Genomic DNA, 16,672 nt, shown 5'->3' on the forward strand with positions numbered 1-16,672 from the left:
GCCGCCCACAACGCGGCGACGATCCCCAGCCGCAGGTAGCGAATGTCGTCGGCGACCACCAGCGGAATCGTGGGCGCCCGGCGCCGCCGGCGGTCCCGCCGCCACTGTCCACCACGAAGCGCCGTCCGGTGACCACGAAGAAACCGGTCGAGCAGGTGTCCACACAGGAGCGGACCGAGGAGAAGCGCGGGTGGTCCTTCACCGTGCTGGTGCTCGTCCTCGGCGCGAGCATCGCCGTGCGGCGGCTGAGCCGGTGAGTCAGAGCAGGCGGCGCTGCAGGACGTCCGCGACGACGGTCTCCACGACCCGGCCGACCTCGCCGGCCGCGGGGCGGTTCGCGCGGTCGGCGAAGAGCAGGTGGCCGGCGCCGATCAGGGCGAGCGCGAGCGAGTCGACGTCGGCGTCGGCGGCGATGCGGCCCTGGGCGCGTTCCTCGGTCAGGTAACCGGCGAGCATGGCCGCCGCGTCGGCGAGGACCGGGATGCCGCGCCCGAGCCGGGCCCGCAGCTCGTCGCGGAAGACCACCAGACCGACGATGCCGACGGCGACCGGGTCGAACAGCTCGGTCAGGGCCGCGGTGAGGTTGCCCGTGACGGTGCCGGTGCCCGCCGACGCGCGCAGCATCGCGCTCTGGTCGCCGATGCGCCGGACGCGGTCCTGGACGAGCTCGGCGAGGAAGGCGTCGAAGTCGGCGAAGTGCCGGTGCAGCACGCCCTTGGCGACGCCCGCTTCGGCGGTGACGGCGCGGCTGGTCAGCGCGGCCGCGCCGTCGCGGAGCAGAACGCGCTCGGCGGCGTCGAACAACTGCTGGCGCGCGTCGCGGATGTGCACCCCGGTTGGCATGCGGCCATTGTCCTCCTTGCCCTTGTGGGCGCTTGCCCACTAAGGTGGGCGCATGCCCACTTCGCATCAGGCCAGGGAGATGGCCGAGTCGTTCGGGATCGACGCCGGCCGCTACGACCGCGCCCGGCCGCCCTACCCGGACGCGCTGATCGAGCGCGTCGTCGCGGCGAGCCCAGGGCCGGTGGTCCTGGATGTCGGCTGCGGCACCGGCATCGAGGCCCGGCAGTTCCGGGCGGCGGGCTGCCGCGTGCTCGGGGTCGACCCGGATCCGCGGATGGCGGAGTTCGCGCGCCGCGGCGGGATCGAGGTCGAGGTCGCTACCTTCGAGGACTGGGACCCGGCGGGCCGCGAGTTCGACGCCGTGGTGGCGGGGCAGGCGTGGCACTGGGTGGCGCCGGATGCGGGCGCGGCGAAGGCGGCGGCGGTGCTGCGGCCGGGCGGGCCGCTGGCGGTGTTCGCGCACGTCTTCGAACCGCCGCCCGCGGTGGCGGAGGCGTTCGCCGAGGTGTTCCGGCGGGTGGTGCCCGACTCGCCGTTCGCCGGGCAACCTGCCGGCGACGCGGTGGCGGCGTACCGCGCCGGGTTCGAGCGGTTCGCCGGGACGTTCCGGAAGACCGGGGCGTTCGCCGAACCGGAGCACCTGCGGTTCGACTGGGAACGCACCTACACCCGCGCGGAGTGGCTGGACCTGCTCCCCACGACCGGCGGCCTGACCCGCCTGCCCGCCGCGGCGCAGCGGGAGATCCTGACCGCGGTCGGCGCGGCGATCGACGACCTGGGCGGCTCCTTCACGAAGACGTTCACCACGCTCGCGGTGGTCGCCGTGCGCGCATAGGTCGTCTTGAGCGGCGGAGCCGCCTTGCCACCTGAGCAGCTTGCACCGCCTCAGGTTCCGCTACCCGCACCGCCACGCAGGCCGTCGACGAACACTTTCTTCAGTCCTTCGCGCCGGCGGGGTTGGTGTCGTCGCCGAGGTAGGTGCCGTGGCCCTCGCGGACGAGGGGGCCGTCGAAGTGCAGCACCTCGCTGACGAGCCCGCCCTTCTGGTTGCGGTAGTTGATGACCACGGTGTCCACACCGGAGTACACGCCGACCACCTCGAAGCGCAGGTCCGGGATGCGGCGCAGGCCTTCGCTCCAGTAGGCGCGCAGGGCGTCCTTGCCGCGGATCACCGCGGTTCCGGTGAGCTGCGCCGCGACCGGTGAGGTGAACACCACGTCCTCGGTGAAGTGCGCCAGCAGCGCGTCGAGGTCGTGTGCGTTCCAGGCCTTGACCCAGTTTTCGGCGAATTCGCGGGCGTCCATGCCCCGGAGCCTATCCGGCTCACTCGGTGCTCAGGGCGAAGACGGTCGTGGTGTGGTACACCTCTCCGGGCCGCAGCACGGTGCTGGGGAACCCGGGCTGGTTGGGCGAATCCGGGAAGTGCTGCGTCTCCAGCGCGAAGCCGTAGCTCTGCCGGTAGGCCTTCCCGCCGGTGCCGACGAGCGTGCCGGTCAGGAAGTTGCCCGAGTAGAACTGGATTCCCGGCTCGGTGGTGTAGACGGTGAGGACGCGGCCGCTCGCCGGGTCCGCGGCACGGGCCGCCGGCGCCAGACGGCCGGAGGAGTTCAGCGCCCAGTTGTGGTCGTAGCCCTGGCCGATCAGCAACTGCGGGTCGTTCTCCGCGATGCGCGCGCCGATCGGCACCGGGCGGCGGAAGTCGAACGGGGTGCCTGCCACCGGGGCCAGCTCACCTGTCGGGATCTGGGTCGCGTCGGTGGGGGTGTAGCGGTCGGCGTCGATGCGCAGGGTCTGGTCGTAGATGTCGCCGGAGGACTCGCCCGCCAGGTTCCAGTACGTGTGGTTGGTCAGGTTCACCACGGTCGGCTTGTCGGTGGTGGCGCGGTAGTCGACGGTGAGCCGGTTGCGGCTGTCCACTGTGTACGTCACGGTCGTGGTCAGCGTGCCGGGGTAGCCCTGGTCGCCGTCGGGGCTGACCAGGCTCAGCCGCAGCCCGGCCTTGCCCGGCTCACGCACCTCGGTGGCGGACCACACCTTGTCGTCGAACCCGGCGGTGCCGCCGTGCAGGCTGTTGCCGTTGTTGTTGACCGGCACCTGGTACTCGACCCCGTCCAGGGTGAACCGGCCGCCGGCGATCCGGTTGGCGTAGCGGCCGATCAGCGAGCCGAAGTACGGTCCGCCGCCTTCGGCCGGGCTGTTCTTCGCCACGTAGTCGGCCAGGGTGGGGAACCCGAGCACGATGTTCGCGGGGCGCCCGCGCTTGTCGGGCGCCTCCAGCGTCTGGATGGTGCCGCCGTAGGTCAGGATCCGCACCCGCATCCCGTTGCCGCTGGTCAGCGTGTACCGCTCGACGGACTGGCCGCCGACGCTGCCGAACGCTTCCTTCGAGATCGCCGGAGCCGTGGGCCGCGGGGCGGCGGAGGAGGTCACGGCGGGCAACCCTACCGCCGCGGAAAGGATGGTGGCGCACGCGATCGGAACGAGTCTTCGCATGAGGGCACTCCTCGGTCACTGCTGGAGCCGGTACTCGGCGTGCACGAGCTCGAGCAGCTCGGCCACCGAGGTGTCCCGGGACGGTTTGTCGAACGTGATCTCGCCGTGCTGGAGCAGGTTGACCCGGTCGCACACGTCCACGACCTGGCTGTAGTTGTGTGCGATCAGGATGATCGCGAGGTCGCCGCGTTGTTTGAGCTGGGCGAGCAGCCGCAGGATCAGCCCGCCCTCCTTGGCGCCCATCGCGGCGAGCGGCTCGTCGAGCAGCAGCAGCTTGGTGTTGCGGGTGAACACCGAGCGGGCGACCGCGATCGCCTGCCGCTGCCCGCCGGAGAGCTGACCGACCTCGGCGGTCACCGACGGGATGCTGATGCCGATCTCGTCGAGCGCCTCCCGCGCGCGCCGTTTCATCTCCCGCCGCTTCAGGAACGGCAGCGGCCGGTGCACCAGTTCCTTGTTGAGGTGCAGGTTCAGGTACACCGGCAGGTCGTTCACCATCGCCAGGTCCTGGAAGACCGTCTCGATCCCCAGCGATCGGGCGTGCGTCACCGACTTCAGCTGCACCGGCTGTCCCTCGAACAGCAGCCGCCCGCTGTCCGGCTGGTGGAAGCCGGTGAGGATCTTGATCAACGTGGACTTGCCCGCGCCGTTGTCGCCGATCAGGCCCAGGACCTCGCCCGCCGACACGTGCAGGCTGACGTCCGACAGCGCCCGCACCGGCCCGAACCGCTTGCCGATGTGCTCGGCGCGAATCACCTCGGTCACGGCCGCCCCCTCGATCCGAGCCGTTTGCGCATCACCGACACGTACACGTTGAGCAGCGCCGCGACCAGGATCGCGACCCCGAGCACCAGGTAGAACGCGTTGGCGCTGATGCCGGTCAGGTTGAACCCGTCGTAGACGAGCCCGAGCAGCAGCGCGCCGAGGAACGCCCCGACCACCGTGCCGGACCCGCCGAGCAGCGCGGTCCCGCCGATCACCGCCGCCGCCACGGCGTAGAACATCACGTTGAACCCGCCGTTGGTCGGGTCGTAGGAGCCCACCCGGGTGCCCTGCAGGATCCCGGCCAGCCCGGCCAGCGCGCCGACGATCGCGAAGTTGACCACCTTGATCCGGTTCGTGCGGATGCCGGCCTCGGCCGCCCCGACCGGGTTGCCGCCGGTGGCCTGCGTGGCGATGCCGAACCGGGTCGTGGACAGCACCACCTGCATGACCACCACGACCACCACCGCCCACACGAACTCCGACCAGCCCCACGCGCCGAAGACGTCCATCACCCAGCCGTCCGCGGGCGCGCTCACCGGGGAGCCGCCGGAGATGACCAGCGACAGGCCCCACAACAGGAACGCCATGCCGAGGGTGGTGATGAACGAGGACAGGCCGAACACCGTGTGGATCAGCCCGTTCACCATCCCGATGGCGCCGCTGACCACGATCGCCCCGATGACGGCGAGCAGCAGCGGGAAACCGTTGTTGTGGAACAGCACCAGCACGAACGGCGACAGCGTGAACACGAACCCGGCGGAGAGGTCGATCTGCCCGCAGATCAGCACCATCACCTCGCCCGCAGCGACGATCGCCCACGGCGCCACGTACTGGGCGATGGTGTGGTAGTTGTCCGTCGTGGTGAACCCGGGCCCGCTGGTGAGGGCGAAGTAGATCGCCGCGGCGATCGTCACCAGCAGGATGCTCAGCTCCTTGACCCGGATCAGGCCGGGCAGGAACCCGGCGCCGCCACGCGCGCGGGCCGCGGCCGGGCGCTGGTCGGGAAGCGCTTTCGTCATCGCGCCTGCCCGGTCGCGGGCGGCAGCGGGATGGAGGACGGCATCGGCACCAGATCGGCCTTGGCGCCGCCCTCGAACTTGCTGTCCGCGGTCAGGTACGGCCCGACGTTGTCCCTGGTGACGAACGTGAGCCCGGTGTCGGTGAACGGTGGCGTGACCAGCGTGCCCGACACGCGGTAGAGGTAGAGGTAGAGCACGGACAGGAAGCCCTGCAGGTACGCCGACTGGTCGATGGTGAAGTCCAGCGCGCCGGACTGGACGCCCCGCAGGGTGTCGGTCAGCGTGTCGTACCCGCCGGCCCGCACCTGCCCCTGCAGGCCGCGGCTGGTGAACAGCTGCGCGATCGAAGCCGTGCTGCCCGCGTCGACCGCGTACACGCCCTTCGCGTCCCGGTGCCCGTCGTAGGCGGCGGTGATGGCGTTGAGCTCGGCGGCCTGCTCCGCGCCGGTGTTGATCGGCAGCACGGTCACGCCCGGGGCGGCCTGCCGCAGCGCGTCGGTGATGCCGTCCAGCCGCGGCTGCACGTTGTTGCCGCCGGGCTGGGAGATGCCGACCAGGATCAGCCCGGACGTGATGTCCCGCGCGATCCGTTGTCCCATCAGGAAACCGGACTGGTAGAGGTCCTGCCCGACGTAGGTCAGCGGGTGGTTTCCCGCGGCGGTCGCGTTGTAGGCGATCACCGGGATGCCGCGCTCGAAGGCGCGCTTGGTGGGCTCGACGAACGCGTTGTCGTCGGTCAGCGCGATCGCGATGCCGTCGACCCCGCCGTTGATCGCCGTGGAGAACGCGTTGGCCATCTCGGACACGTTGCCGTCGGCGGAGCCGGTCCACTGTGGCTCGGGAATGCCGACCAGCCGGGCCGCGTCGGCCATCCCGGTCCGGGTCGGCACGAAGAACGAGTTGGTCGTGACATGGTTGACGAAGACGAAGCGCCAGTCCGGAGTGTCCGGGAACGCGCCGCCACCGCCCGATTCCGGGCTGTCGCGAACGCCTTGGCAGGCGGCCAGCAGGGCCGAGGCGGCCACGGCTCCGCCGCCAGCCCCCAGGTACTTCAGGGCGCTCCGCCGGGAGGTGAGGCTGATCTGGTCGTCGGTCATGGGGGACCACCCATCCACGTCGTCGGGGAGCTGGGATATCGAACCAAGAACCTGCATGAATGATTGGATGATTCGTCGATACAGTCAACCCCTGTCGTGTGATGGGCACATTGACTTTATGGATCAATGATTTGAGGATTACTCCGTGAGCAGGAGTCAGAGCGGGCCGCTCGGGCGGCACCGCACCCTCCACGGCCAGGTCGTGGAGTGGCTGGGGCGGCGCATCGTGTCCGGCGAGCTCGCCCACGGTAGCCAGCTGCCCAACGAGGCCGACCTGGCGGCCCAGCTGAACGTCAGCCGCGGCGGCGTGCGCGAGGCGGTCAAGGCGCTGGCCGCCAAGGGGCTGGTCGAGCCGCGGCCCCGCCTCGGCACCCGGGTGCTGCCGCGCGAGCAGTGGAACCTGATGGACCGCGAGGTGATCAGCTGGCACGGCCAGCTCTCCGACGCGGCCTTCCTGCGCGACCTGCTCGAGCTGCGGCTGATGGTCGAGCCCGGCGCCGCGCAGCTGGCCGCCGAGCGCGCGACGGACGAGCAGCTCGCCGTGCTGGAAAGCGCTTGCGCCCGGATGGCGGAGGAGGCGGGCCGGGTCGACGCCGACTCGGCCGCGTTCGTCGAGGCCGATCTGGCCTTCCACCTGACCCTGCTGCGCGCGAGCGGCAACCAGCTCGTCGAGCAGCTGGGCCGGCTGCTGGAGGCGAGCCTGCACCACGGCCTGGCGGCCAGCTCGCACGCGCCCGGCGGGGTGGCCGCGACGCTGCCGCTGCACCAGGCGGTGCTCGTGGCGGTCCGCGCCCGCCGCCCGGCCGCGGCCGCGCGGGCGATGCGGAAGCTGATCGAGACCACCACCGACGCGGTGCGGCGGATGACGACCGAGGGGGACTGACGTGGTGTCCACAGTGGACCAGGTGACGGAACCGGTTGCCGCGCACGGTGAAGGTCCGGTGTGGGCGCCGGAGTGGCCGGGCGTGCGCTGGGTGGACATGCTCGCCGGGGACGTGCTCGAACTCGACGGCGACGAGGTCCGCCGCCACCACGTCGGCTCGGTCGCGGCGGCGCTGCGGCCGGGCGCCGCCGGCGGGGTCGTGCTGGCGCTGGAGCGCGGGTTCGCCCTCGCCGACGCCGCGCTCACCGAGGTGCGGCCGCTGGGGGAGGTGTGGACCGGCGCCGGGGTGCGGATGAACGACGGCGGGTGCGATCCGGACGGCCGGTTCTACTGCGGCTCGATGGCCTACGACGAGACCCCGGGCGCGGGCGCCCTGTACCGGCTCGACCCGGACGGCGCCGTCACCACGGTGCTCACCGGCGTCACGATCTCCAACGGCCTCGCCTGGAGCCCGGACGGCGGCACGGCCTACTACGTCGACACGCCCACCGGCCGGATCGACGCCTTCGACTACACCGCCGCGGCCGGGCTCACCCACCGCCGCCCCGTGGTGACGATCCCGGAGGGGATCGGCTCGCCGGACGGCCTCACCGTCGACGCGGAGGGCAACATCTGGGTCGCGCTGTGGGGCGGCGGCGCCGTGCACTGCTACACGCCGGCCGGCGAGCAGGTCGCGCGCGCCGAGTTCCCGGTCACGCAGGTCACCGCCTGCGCCTTCGGCGGGCCGGACCTGGCCGAGCTGTACGTCACCACGTCGCGACAGGGCGTCGAGGAGGGCACGCAGCCCGAAGCCGGGGCCCTGTTCCGCCTCCGGCCCGGCGTGCGGGGCCTGCCCGCCCACCGCTATTCCGGCTGCTGAGGACTCCGTACCGGAATACGTACTTTCCCGGTGCCCGGGTTTGGGCGCGACCAGGGAGGGTCACTCTGTCGTGGTTTGCGCACCCGGAGGAGTGACGATGCGAGCGGTCAAGGCGGTGGAGCTGGGCCTGGCGGCCGGGCTCGTGCTGACCAGGACCGCGCTGCGCGCCGCGACCGGCGGCCTGATCGGCCCGGCATCCCGCACCGGGCCGGCCACCCCGGTCACCAGCGGCCGCGGCCGGTCCCGGACCGTCACCGCCGACGACGGCGTCGAGCTGCACGCCGAGGTCTTCGGCGACCCGAACGCGCCGGTGACCGTCGTGCTGTGCCACGGCTACGCCCTGTCCGGCGCCAGCTGGTGCTTCCAGATCCCCGAGCTCGCCCGCCACGCCCGCGTCGTGACCTGGGACCAGCGCGGGCACGGCCGCTCCCAGCGCGGCGCGGCCGCGCACGCGACCGTCGACCAGCTCGGCCGCGACCTGCGCGCGGTGCTCGACCAGACCACGCCCTCCGGGCCGGTGGTCCTCGCCGGGCACTCGATGGGCGGCATGACGATCATGGCGCTGGCCGAGCAGGAGCCGGAGCTGTTCGGCACCCGCGTCGCCGCCGCCGCGCTGCTCGCCACCAGCCCGGAGCCGGTGTTCGGCGATCTCGGCCTGCCCCGCCACGGCATGCGCGCGCTGCACTGGGTCACCCCGTGGGCGCTGGCGCTGCTGCAGCGGGCCAGCGTCCTGGCCGGCCCGGTGCGCGAGCTGACCGGCGCGGTCGTGCCCCGGCACGCGTTCGCCTCCGACGTCCCGCCGCACGTCGCCGAGTTCCTGGTCGAGCAGATCGGGCAGACGCCGCTGGACGTGCTGGCCGACTTCTTCCCGCAGTTCCGGGTGCACGACAAGACCGCCGCGCTGGCCGCGCTGAACCGGGTCGACTGCCTCGTCCTGGCCGGCTCGCACGACGTGGTCACGCCGCCGGAGAACAGCGAAGCGATCGCACGCGCGGTGCCCGGCGCGGATCTGGTGGTCCTGCCGGACGCCGGGCACGCCTTCCCGCTGGAGCACCCGGAGCTGGTCAACGCGCACCTGGTGGCCCTGCTGCGGCGGCAGAGCCGTCGTCGAACCGCCTGATCAGCAGCGGACCCGGCCTAGAATCGTGGCATGCCCGACGTCTCGCGCGGCGCCGGCAACCTGCCCAGCGAGCTCACCAGCTTCGTCGGGCGGCGCCGCGAGCTCGCCGAAACCCGCCGCCTCCTGGCTTCGGCCAGGCTGGTCACGCTGACCGGGGTCGGCGGCGTCGGCAAGACCCGGCTGGCCCTGCGCGCGGCCGCCGACGTGCGCCGGGCCTTCCCCGACGGCGTGTGGTTCGTGCCGCTGGCCGAGCTGCGTGATCCCGCCCTGCTGGCCCACACGATCGCCACCACGCTCGGCCTGACCGACGAGGCCGGCGCCCAGGTGGGCGGGCTCGCCGAGTACCTCGAGGACCAGCGCGTGCTGCTGGTGCTGGACAACTGCGAGCACGTGCTGGACGCGTGCGCGGTGCTGGTCGCCAAGCTGCTGTCGGCCACCTCGTCGGTGCGGGTGCTGGCCACCAGCCGCCAGCTGCTGCGCGCCGACGGCGAACAGGTCCTCGTCGTGCCGCCGCTGCCGGTGCCCTCGGAAGGGGAGCCCGCGGTCGAGGCGGTGACGTTGTTCGCCGAGCGGGCCGCCGCGGTGGTGCCCGGGTTCACCGTCGACGCGTCCAACCGCGACACCGTCGTCCGCATCTGCCGCCGCCTGGACGGCATCCCGCTCGCGCTGGAACTGGCCGCGGTCCGGCTGCGCGTGCTCTCGGTCGACCAGCTGCTGCAGCGCCTGGACGACCGGTTCCGGCTGCTCACCGACGGCAGCCGCACCGCGCCGGACCGCCAGCAGACGCTGGAGGCGGCGATCGCGTGGAGCTACGACCTGTGCAGCCGCGCCGAGCAGGCCGTGTGGTCGGCGGTGTCGGTGTTCGCCGGCGGGTTCGACCTGGAGGCCGCCGAGGCGGTGTGCGCCGCGGTCGGGATCGGCCAGGACGAGGTGCTCGACCTGATCGCCGCCATGGTGGACAAGTCCATCCTGGTCCGCCGGGACGGCACCTTCGGGCGGGCGGCGTGGTACGGGATGCTGGAGACCGTCCGCGAGTACGGGCACGTCCAGCTCGTGCGCTCCGGCCGCTCGAACGCCGTGCGGGGCCGCCAGGTCGAGCACTGCGCCCGCCTCGCCCGCCGCTACCGCGCGGAGAGCTTCGGCCCGCACCAGCTGGACTGGGTCGGCCGGATGCGGCGCGAGCAGCCCAACATCCGCGTCGCGCTGGAGCACTGCCTCGCCGTCGGCCCGGAGGGGGCCTGCCGCGCGGCCGAGATCACCGGGCCGCTGTGGGACTACTGGTTCGCCGGCGGCTACGTCCGCGAGGGCTACCGCTGGCTGCGGGCGTCGCTGGCCCAGGAGGTCGCCCGCGACACCCCGGCCCACGCCCGTGCCCTGCAGGGCGCCGCGTTCGTGGCGGCGCAGATCGGCGACGAGGAACCGGCCCGCGCGATGCTCGCCGAGCTGCGTGAGCTGGCCGAGGCGCTGGACGACGACAACCTGCGTGCCGGCTGGGCCCAGTGCGCCGGCATGGGCTCGATGTTCCTGGGCAGGCTCGACCGCGGCCGCGAGCTGATGGAGCAGGCCCTGGACGGGTTCCTGTGCACCGGCGACGAGATGCAGGCGTGCAACACGCGGATCCTGCTGGCCGCGGCGCTGTTCTTCCTCGACGACCCCGAGGGCCTCGCGGTGGCCGAGGCGGCGCTCGCGCAGTGCGAGGAACACCAGGCCGACTGGTCCCGGGCGTACGCGCTGTGGGCGGTGGCGATCAACACCTGGCGGCGGGGCGACCACCGCCGCGCCTCGGCCCTGCTGCTCGAGGCCATCGCGATGCGGCAGCCCGACCGCACCCAGCTTGCCTTCACGCTGACCGCGCTGGCCTGGTGCGCGGGCGCGGCGGGGGAGCACGAGCGTGCGGCCGGGCTGCTCGGCGCGTCCAGCGCGGTGTGGCGGATCAGCGGCGCCGGCGTCGCCGAGACCGGTCCGTACCGGCAGTTCGACGAGGAGTGCGAAGCGCGGGCCCGCGAGGCGCTCGGCGACGACGGCTACACCCGCGCGTTCGCCGCGACCAGGGGGTTCGACGTCGACGAGGCGATCGCGTACGCGCTGGCGGAGAAGCCGGGCGGGCCGCGCGCGCCGCGCCGGAGCAGGCAGAGCAGCCCGGGCGGGCTGACCCGGCGCGAGCGCGAGATCGCCGAGCTGGTCGCCGACGGCCTGAGCAACAAGCAGATCGCGGGCAGGCTGGTCATCGCGCAGCGCACCGCGGAGACCCACGTGGAGAACATCCTGACCAAGCTCGGCTTCACCTCGCGCGCGCAGATCGCCGCGTGGCTGGCCGAGCAGCGCGCCGCACCGAAGGACGATACGTAGCCCGTTCTACGTACCCAGATGCGTAGGACTCCCGGTTCCCCGGCCCCGCTGCCCAGGCACTCTGGTATTCGCGACCGGAGCCGAGAACACCGGAGGGGTGGTCATGAAGGTCGATTCGCCGCCGCAGCCCTGCTCGCGGTGCCACCGCCAGGTGGTGCTCGCCGGGTACAGCTGGGGACGGCAGTGGGTGCACCTGGGCACGTGGCGGCCGCAGTGCGGTCCACCGTCCTGGGCGCTCGCCCGCTCGGCCGGGACCACCTCGACGGCGGCTTCCTGACCCCGGTCCGGTCCACAAGTCCAGCCGTCCGGCGCCGCCCTCCCCCTCGCGTGCCGGCCGGTCGAGCGCGGCGGGTCGTGCCCAGCCTGCCCGCGAACTCCGGCACCCCGCCGCGCTCACTCCAACCGAACACGGAGAACCGCCCCGCTCCCCGGGGCGGTTCTTCGCGTGACAAGAAGTTCACCGGCCGCGGCCCGGATTTCACAGCAAACTGTCAGATTTCTCGTGGATCCTGGTGTTAGCTGGATCGAGTGATCTTCGAGGGGGAACCGGGGTGCTGCGCAAACGGGGAGTGACTGCCGCGCCCGCGCGCGGTCACCGCTGGCGCCCGGTCGCGTACACGGCCGTCGGGCTGGCGTCGCTGCTCGTGCTCGGCGGCACCGGGTTCGCCTGGACTCAGCTGTCCCGCCTGGACACCGGGCTGGCCACCGCCGACGTGATCGCGCCGTCCGCGCAGGTCCCGTCCGGGCGGGCGAGCCTGTCGGTGGACCAGAACATCCTGCTGGTCGGCCTCGACTCGCGCACCGACGTGCAGGGCAACCCGCTGCCGCAGGAGGTGCTCGACCAGCTGCACGCCGGGGACGCATCGGACGGCGGCGACACCACCGACACGATGATCGTGGTGCACATCCCGGCGGGCGGCGGTTCCGCGTCGGCGATCTCGATCCCGCGCGACTCCTACGTCCAGATCGCGGGCGGCTACGGCAAGCACAAGATCAACTCCGCGTACACCTACGGCAAGCAGGCGGCGCTGGACACGTTGCGCGAGCAGGGCCTGACCGGAGCGGCGCTGGAGCGCGCGGCGTCGGCGGCCGGGGCCAGGACCGCGATCGAAACGGTCGAGGACTTCACCGGACTGACGATCAACCACTACGCGGCGGTCAACCTGGCCGGGTTCTACACGCTGAGCAACGCCGTCGGCGGCGTGCCGGTGTGCCTGAAGCAGGCGGTGCACGACAGCTACTCGGGGGCGAACTTCCCGGCGGGGGAGCAGACCCTGTCCGGGGCGCAGGCGCTGGCGTTCGTCCGGCAGCGGCACGGGCTCCCCAGCGGCGACCTGGACCGCATCGCGCGCCAGCAGGCGTTCCTGTCCGGGATGGCCCAGGTGGTGCTCGGCGCCGGGACGCTCACCAACCCGGTCAAGCTGTCCGGGCTGATCGGCGCGGTGCAGCAGTCGGTGGTCATCGACCAGGGCTGGGACGTGCTGACCTTCGCCGAGCAGATGCACAACCTGACCTCGGGGTCGATCACGTTCGCCACCATCCCGGTGCAGAGCCTGAGCCTGCAGACCCCCTACGACGGCGACGCGGTGAAGGTCGACCCGGTGCAGGTGCGCGACTTCATCACCGCCCTGCTGGGCGGCCCGGCGTCCGCCACGCGGGACGGCAGCACCTCCACGACGCCGACGACCGCGGCGAAGCAGGCCGCGGAAACGGCAGGCGCCACCACGACCACCCCGTCCACGGTCGCGCCGGAAACCGCCAGCACGGATCTGTCGGGCTGCGTGAACTGAGGTGACGGGCGACCCGCACATCCACGTCGAGCGGGGCGTCGCGCACGCCGGTTCCGCGGTCCGCGGCCTGGTCGCGTCGACGTTCGGCCTCGTCGCGGACGCGCCGGTGGAGGTCATCACCGGGTGCGGTGCCCGCGTGCCCTACGCGATGACCTCCACACGCCCGGAAAGCGTCACCTGCCTGGCCTGCCGCGAGCACGCCCGGCGGGAGCACCTGCGGCTCGCCGACCAGGTCGAACTCCTCGGCCGGGCACCGGGCGCGCCGGTGGCCGCGGCGGACGCGGAACGCGCCGCGCGCGGGCTGCGCGACCTCGCGGAGCGCTACTCCGAATAGTCCGGACGGACGGGGCCGGCCGGGTGAGACATTCTCCAACCCTACTTACGGCGGGTGTGAAGTTGTCGTGACCCGCAGCAGACTGCGCGTGTCCCCATCGGCAGCGAAGGAAGGCACCCATGAAGCGACCACCCCTCGTCCGGACGATCGGCCTCACCGCGCTGGCCGTCGGCTCGGTTCTCGCCGCCACGGTGAACTCCGCCGGAGCCGCGCCCGCCTCGCCGCTCCTCGGCGCGGTGCAGCGGGACCTCGGGCTCACCGCCGAGCAGGCCGGCGCCCGCCTCGCCCAGGAGGCCGCGGCCGCGAACGTCGCCCCCGCCGCCGAGGCCGCGGCCGGTCCCGCGTTCGGCGGCGCCTGGTACGACGCCACGTCCGGCAAGCTGGTCGTCGGCATCACAGACGCCGCCCGCGCCGAGGCCGTCGAGGCCACCGGCGCCGACACCGCGCTGGTCGCCCACACCGAGTCGGCGCTGGACGCGGCCAAGGCGAGCCTCGACACCCTCACGGCCCCGCGCGAGATCACCGGCTGGTACGTCGACGAGCGGGCCAACCGCGTGGTGGTGACCGTCGTGCGCGGCGCGCAGGGCGCCGAGGTGCAGGGCTTCCTCGACCGGGCCCGCGCCGCCGGTCCCGTCCAGGTCGAGGAGACCACCGACGTGCCGCGGCTGTTCGCCGGGAACATCGTCGGCGGCGACGCCTACTACATCAACGGATCCGCCCGCTGCTCCATCGGTTTCTCGGTGCGGGGCGGGTTCGTGTCGGCAGGCCACTGCGGCAGCGCGGGCGACTCGGTGAGCGCGCCGGACGGCTCGGCGATGGGCACGTTCCAGGGTTCTTCGTTCCCCGGCAACGACTACAGCTACGTCCGCACCACCTCGTCCTGGACGCCCACGCCCGTCGTGGACGGTTACGGCAACGGGAACGTGACGGTCACCGGGCACACCGCGGCCCCGGTCGGCTCGTCGGTGTGCCGCTCCGGTTCCACCACCGGCTGGCACTGCGGCACCATCCAGGCCACCAACCAGACCGTCAACTACGCCGAGGGTTCCGTCTCCGGCCTGACCAGGACCACCGCGTGCGCGGAGCCGGGCGACTCGGGCGGCTCGTGGGTCAGCGGCAGCCAGGCGCAGGGCGTGACCTCCGGCGGGTCCGGCAACTGCAGCAGCGGCGGGACGACCTACTTCCAGCCCGTCAACGAGATCCTGTCCGCCTACGGGCTCACGCTCGTCACCGGCTGACCGGCACGACCCGCAGCCCCCGTCCGGCCGGGCGGGGGCTGTGTGGTGTCCGTGCTCAGGTGGTGGCCGGCGCCCAGGCGCGCTCGAGCGCGGCGGCGCGTGCCCGGCGCTTCAGGCCGGCGAGGCTGTGCTTGGCGGGGATCAGCAGCGCGGTCAGCCAGGTGCGCCGGTACTCCTCCAGCGCCAGCGCCACGGGGCGGTGCATGACGCAGTGCACCAGACCCGGCGTGCCGAGCCGGTGCCTTCCGGTGTGCTTGCTCTGCGTCATCGTTCCTCCGTGCGGGCGACCTTTCCCGCCGCGCACCGTACGCAACGAGAGGCCCGAAGCGTAGTAGCGCGGCGGCGTGTCACCGATCTCGTTCCGGTCACAGACCGATCAGGGAGTAAAGAACACCCGATCGTGGCGTCTGGTCTAATGCGAACCATGCTGCGGGTGGGGTTGTCCGGTGGGATCGGTGCGGGGAAGTCGACTGTCGCGGCGCGACTCGTGGAGCACGGCGCCGTGCACGTGGACGCCGACGCGATCGCCCGCGAGGTCGTGGAACCGGGCACCGAGGGGCTGGCGAAGGTCGTGGAGGCCTTCGGCGCGGACGTCCTGGGCGCGGACGGCCGGCTGAACCGCCCCGCGCTGGCGGCGAAGGCGTTCGCGGACGAGGACTCGCGCCGTCGGCTGAACGGGATCCTGCACCCCCTGATCGGGGCCCGCACCGCCGAGCGGATGGCCGAGGTGCCGCCGGACGGGATCGTGCTGCACGACGTGCCGCTGCTGGTCGAGGGCGGGTACGCGCCGAACTACCACCTCGTGGTGATCGTGGACGCCCCCGAGGAGACGCGGGTGCGGCGGCTGACCGAGCTGCGCGGGATGTCCGAGGCGGACGCCCGCGCCCGGATCAAGGCGCAGGCCAGCGACGAGCAGCGGCGCGCGGTGGCCGACGTGTGGCTGGACAACTCGGGCGCGGCGGAGGACGTGCTGTCCGAGGTGGACCGGTTGTGGCGCGAGCGGCTGGTGCCGTTCGAGGAGAACGTCCGGTTGCGCCGCCCGCGCCCGCCGATGCCGCCGAAGGTGGTGCCCTACGACGGGACGTGGCCGGCGCAGGCCGCCCGGGCGCTGGCCCGGTTGCGGCTGCTGACCGCGGGGCGCGCGTTGCGGGTGGACCACATCGGGTCCACGTCGGTGCCCGGGCTGCCCGCGAAGGACGTGCTGGACCTGCAGGTGACCGTCTCGACGCTCGCGCAGGCCGACGAGTTCGCCGACGTCCTGTCCGACGCCGGTTTCCTGCGCGCCGAGGGCGAGTGGTGGGACGACCCCCAGGGCGGCGGCGAGCGCTGGGAGAAGCGGTTCCACTACGGCGCCGACCCGGCGCGGCCGGTCAACGTGCACGTGCGCAGCACGGCGACCCCGGCCTGGCGGCTGGCGCTGTTGTTCGCCGCGTGGCTGCGGGCGAACCCGGACGAGCGCGACGCGTACGCCGAGGTGAAGGCAGCGCTGGCGGAGGCGCACGCGACCGACGCGAGCGTGGACGCCTACGCCGAGGCCAAGCAGAGCTGGGTCAACGAGGGCTTCCGACGAGCCGAGGAATGGGCTGAGCGCACGGGCTGGTCCACCTGACGCCCGCCTGGCCTGCCCGAGGCGCGCTTGGACCACCTGAGGCGCGCCTGGACCACCTGAGGCGCGCCTGGTCTGCCCGAGGCGCCCGCGGCTGAGCCCGGCGGCGGCTATCCCCGCTGATTCACCGCACCCGCCCGGCGGAGGCGGGCCGGCCCGGCCCGGCCGGCCCGGCCGGCGGGAGGTGCCCAGCCCGGCCCCCCCCCGGCGGTCCGCCGCGGCCCCCCAGCGCCCGGAGGGGCGGGTCGCCCCCCGCCCCGCCCCAACCGCCGCCCC

Annotated in this window: 17 protein-coding genes and 1 pseudogene; 11 read left to right on the forward strand and 7 right to left on the reverse strand. The window is 73.1% G+C overall.

From position 1 onward, the window contains the following. Positions 1-257, forward strand: a pseudogene (locus tag ABZ215_RS39470) (hypothetical protein); the annotation flags it as partial. 1 nt (position 258) lies between these two features. Here the strand turns inward: ABZ215_RS39470 and ABZ215_RS39475 are convergent. Next, positions 259-843: a TetR family transcriptional regulator gene (locus tag ABZ215_RS39475; protein ID WP_354955759.1), complete on the reverse strand. Its 585-nt coding sequence runs from the start codon at positions 841-843 to the stop codon at positions 259-261. Positions 844-922: 79 nt separating this feature from the next. Between ABZ215_RS39475 and ABZ215_RS39480 the strand changes: the two genes are divergently transcribed. Then, complete coding sequence (locus ABZ215_RS39480; RefSeq protein WP_354955773.1) at positions 923-1,678, forward strand: class I SAM-dependent methyltransferase; 756 nt, start codon at positions 923-925, stop codon at positions 1,676-1,678. Between the two features lie 100 nt (positions 1,679-1,778). On the opposite strand, the gene ABZ215_RS39485 is transcribed toward ABZ215_RS39480, so the two are convergent. Genes ABZ215_RS39485 through ABZ215_RS39505 form a run of 5 tightly spaced genes read right to left on the reverse strand, consistent with a single transcriptional unit; the run spans position 1,779 to position 6,217 of the window. Beyond that, positions 1,779-2,147, reverse strand: a complete 369-nt coding sequence (locus tag ABZ215_RS39485) for a nuclear transport factor 2 family protein (RefSeq protein WP_020423323.1) — start codon at positions 2,145-2,147, stop codon at positions 1,779-1,781. A 19-nt stretch (positions 2,148-2,166) separates the two neighbouring features. Next, the gene (locus tag ABZ215_RS39490) at positions 2,167-3,336 is read right to left on the reverse strand and encodes an aldose epimerase family protein (RefSeq protein ID WP_354955761.1); all 1,170 of its coding nucleotides are present in this window, start codon (positions 3,334-3,336) and stop codon (positions 2,167-2,169) included. Positions 3,337-3,351: 15 nt separating this feature from the next. Beyond that, entirely contained in the window at positions 3,352-4,101 is a 750-nt protein-coding gene (locus ABZ215_RS39495; protein WP_020423325.1) for an ATP-binding cassette domain-containing protein, read from the reverse strand. Beyond that, entirely contained in the window at positions 4,098-5,120 is a 1,023-nt protein-coding gene (locus ABZ215_RS39500; RefSeq protein WP_020423326.1) for an ABC transporter permease, read from the reverse strand. Before ABZ215_RS39500 ends, ABZ215_RS39495 begins: the two co-directional genes overlap by 4 nt. Further along, complete coding sequence (locus ABZ215_RS39505) at positions 5,117-6,217, reverse strand: substrate-binding domain-containing protein (protein WP_020423327.1); 1,101 nt, start codon at positions 6,215-6,217, stop codon at positions 5,117-5,119. Before ABZ215_RS39505 ends, ABZ215_RS39500 begins: the two co-directional genes overlap by 4 nt. A 145-nt stretch (positions 6,218-6,362) precedes the next feature. Between ABZ215_RS39505 and ABZ215_RS39510 the strand changes: the two genes are divergently transcribed. The 8 genes from ABZ215_RS39510 (at position 6,363) to ABZ215_RS39545 (ending at position 14,790) form a co-directional block, all read left to right on the forward strand. After that, positions 6,363-7,100: a FadR/GntR family transcriptional regulator gene (locus ABZ215_RS39510; RefSeq protein WP_020423328.1), complete on the forward strand. Its 738-nt coding sequence runs from the start codon at positions 6,363-6,365 to the stop codon at positions 7,098-7,100. 13 nt (positions 7,101-7,113) lie between these two features. After that, positions 7,114-7,959: an SMP-30/gluconolactonase/LRE family protein gene (locus ABZ215_RS39515; RefSeq protein ID WP_354955775.1), complete on the forward strand. Its 846-nt coding sequence runs from the start codon at positions 7,114-7,116 to the stop codon at positions 7,957-7,959. Between the two features lie 97 nt (positions 7,960-8,056). Then, a complete protein-coding gene (locus ABZ215_RS39520) occupies positions 8,057-9,079 on the forward strand; it encodes an alpha/beta hydrolase (RefSeq protein WP_354955763.1) in 1,023 nt (340 codons plus the stop codon). Positions 9,080-9,109: 30 nt separating this feature from the next. Next, positions 9,110-11,428 (forward strand): LuxR C-terminal-related transcriptional regulator, encoded by a 2,319-nt coding sequence (locus tag ABZ215_RS39525; protein WP_354955765.1) that lies wholly within the window; start codon positions 9,110-9,112, stop codon positions 11,426-11,428. A gap of 103 nt (positions 11,429-11,531) precedes the next feature. Beyond that, positions 11,532-11,705 (forward strand): hypothetical protein, encoded by a 174-nt coding sequence (locus tag ABZ215_RS39530; RefSeq protein WP_354713656.1) that lies wholly within the window; start codon positions 11,532-11,534, stop codon positions 11,703-11,705. A 292-nt stretch (positions 11,706-11,997) separates the two neighbouring features. Next, positions 11,998-13,218: an LCP family protein gene (locus tag ABZ215_RS39535; protein ID WP_354955777.1), complete on the forward strand. Its 1,221-nt coding sequence runs from the start codon at positions 11,998-12,000 to the stop codon at positions 13,216-13,218. Between the two features lies 1 nt (position 13,219). Next, entirely contained in the window at positions 13,220-13,552 is a 333-nt protein-coding gene (locus ABZ215_RS39540) for a hypothetical protein (protein WP_354955767.1), read from the forward strand. Positions 13,553-13,671: 119 nt separating this feature from the next. After that, complete coding sequence (locus ABZ215_RS39545) at positions 13,672-14,790, forward strand: S1 family peptidase (protein ID WP_354955769.1); 1,119 nt, start codon at positions 13,672-13,674, stop codon at positions 14,788-14,790. Between the two features lie 55 nt (positions 14,791-14,845). Here the strand turns inward: ABZ215_RS39545 and ABZ215_RS39550 are convergent, their stop codons facing one another. Then, positions 14,846-15,058 carry a hypothetical protein gene (locus ABZ215_RS39550; RefSeq protein WP_017981917.1) on the reverse strand — a complete coding sequence of 71 codons (213 nt, stop codon included), beginning with the start codon at positions 15,056-15,058 and terminating at the stop codon, positions 14,846-14,848. Positions 15,059-15,214: 156 nt separating this feature from the next. Here ABZ215_RS39550 and coaE point away from each other — a divergent pair, with 156 nt between their 5' ends. Next, entirely contained in the window at positions 15,215-16,399 is a 1,185-nt protein-coding gene (gene coaE, locus ABZ215_RS39555) for a dephospho-CoA kinase (protein WP_354955771.1), read from the forward strand. Positions 16,400-16,672 lie beyond the last annotated feature (273 nt).

The organism is Amycolatopsis sp. NPDC006131, from assembly GCF_040614175.1.
GTDB lineage: Bacteria > Actinomycetota > Actinomycetes > Mycobacteriales > Pseudonocardiaceae > Amycolatopsis_E > Amycolatopsis_E tucumanensis.

Bases quoted from the DNA above. Each gene is read 5' to 3' on its own strand.
- ABZ215_RS39475 (WP_354955759.1), bottom strand. From the start codon at position 843: ATGCCAACCGGGGTGCACATCCGCGACGCGCGCCAGCAGTTGTTCGAC.
- ABZ215_RS39480 (WP_354955773.1), top strand. From the start codon at position 923: ATGGCCGAGTCGTTCGGGATCGACGCCGGCCGCTACGACCGCGCCCGG.
- ABZ215_RS39485 (WP_020423323.1), bottom strand. From the start codon at position 2,147: ATGGACGCCCGCGAATTCGCCGAAAACTGGGTCAAGGCCTGGAACGCA.
- ABZ215_RS39490 (WP_354955761.1), bottom strand. From the start codon at position 3,336: ATGCGAAGACTCGTTCCGATCGCGTGCGCCACCATCCTTTCCGCGGCG.
- ABZ215_RS39500 (WP_020423326.1), bottom strand. From the start codon at position 5,120: ATGACGAAAGCGCTTCCCGACCAGCGCCCGGCCGCGGCCCGCGCGCGT.
- ABZ215_RS39505 (WP_020423327.1), bottom strand. From the start codon at position 6,217: ATGACCGACGACCAGATCAGCCTCACCTCCCGGCGGAGCGCCCTGAAG.
- ABZ215_RS39520 (WP_354955763.1), top strand. From the start codon at position 8,057: ATGCGAGCGGTCAAGGCGGTGGAGCTGGGCCTGGCGGCCGGGCTCGTG.
- ABZ215_RS39525 (WP_354955765.1), top strand. From the start codon at position 9,110: ATGCCCGACGTCTCGCGCGGCGCCGGCAACCTGCCCAGCGAGCTCACC.
- ABZ215_RS39530 (WP_354713656.1), top strand. From the start codon at position 11,532: ATGAAGGTCGATTCGCCGCCGCAGCCCTGCTCGCGGTGCCACCGCCAG.
- ABZ215_RS39545 (WP_354955769.1), top strand. From the start codon at position 13,672: ATGAAGCGACCACCCCTCGTCCGGACGATCGGCCTCACCGCGCTGGCC.
- ABZ215_RS39550 (WP_017981917.1), bottom strand. From the start codon at position 15,058: ATGACGCAGAGCAAGCACACCGGAAGGCACCGGCTCGGCACGCCGGGT.
- coaE (WP_354955771.1), top strand. From the start codon at position 15,215: ATGCTGCGGGTGGGGTTGTCCGGTGGGATCGGTGCGGGGAAGTCGACT.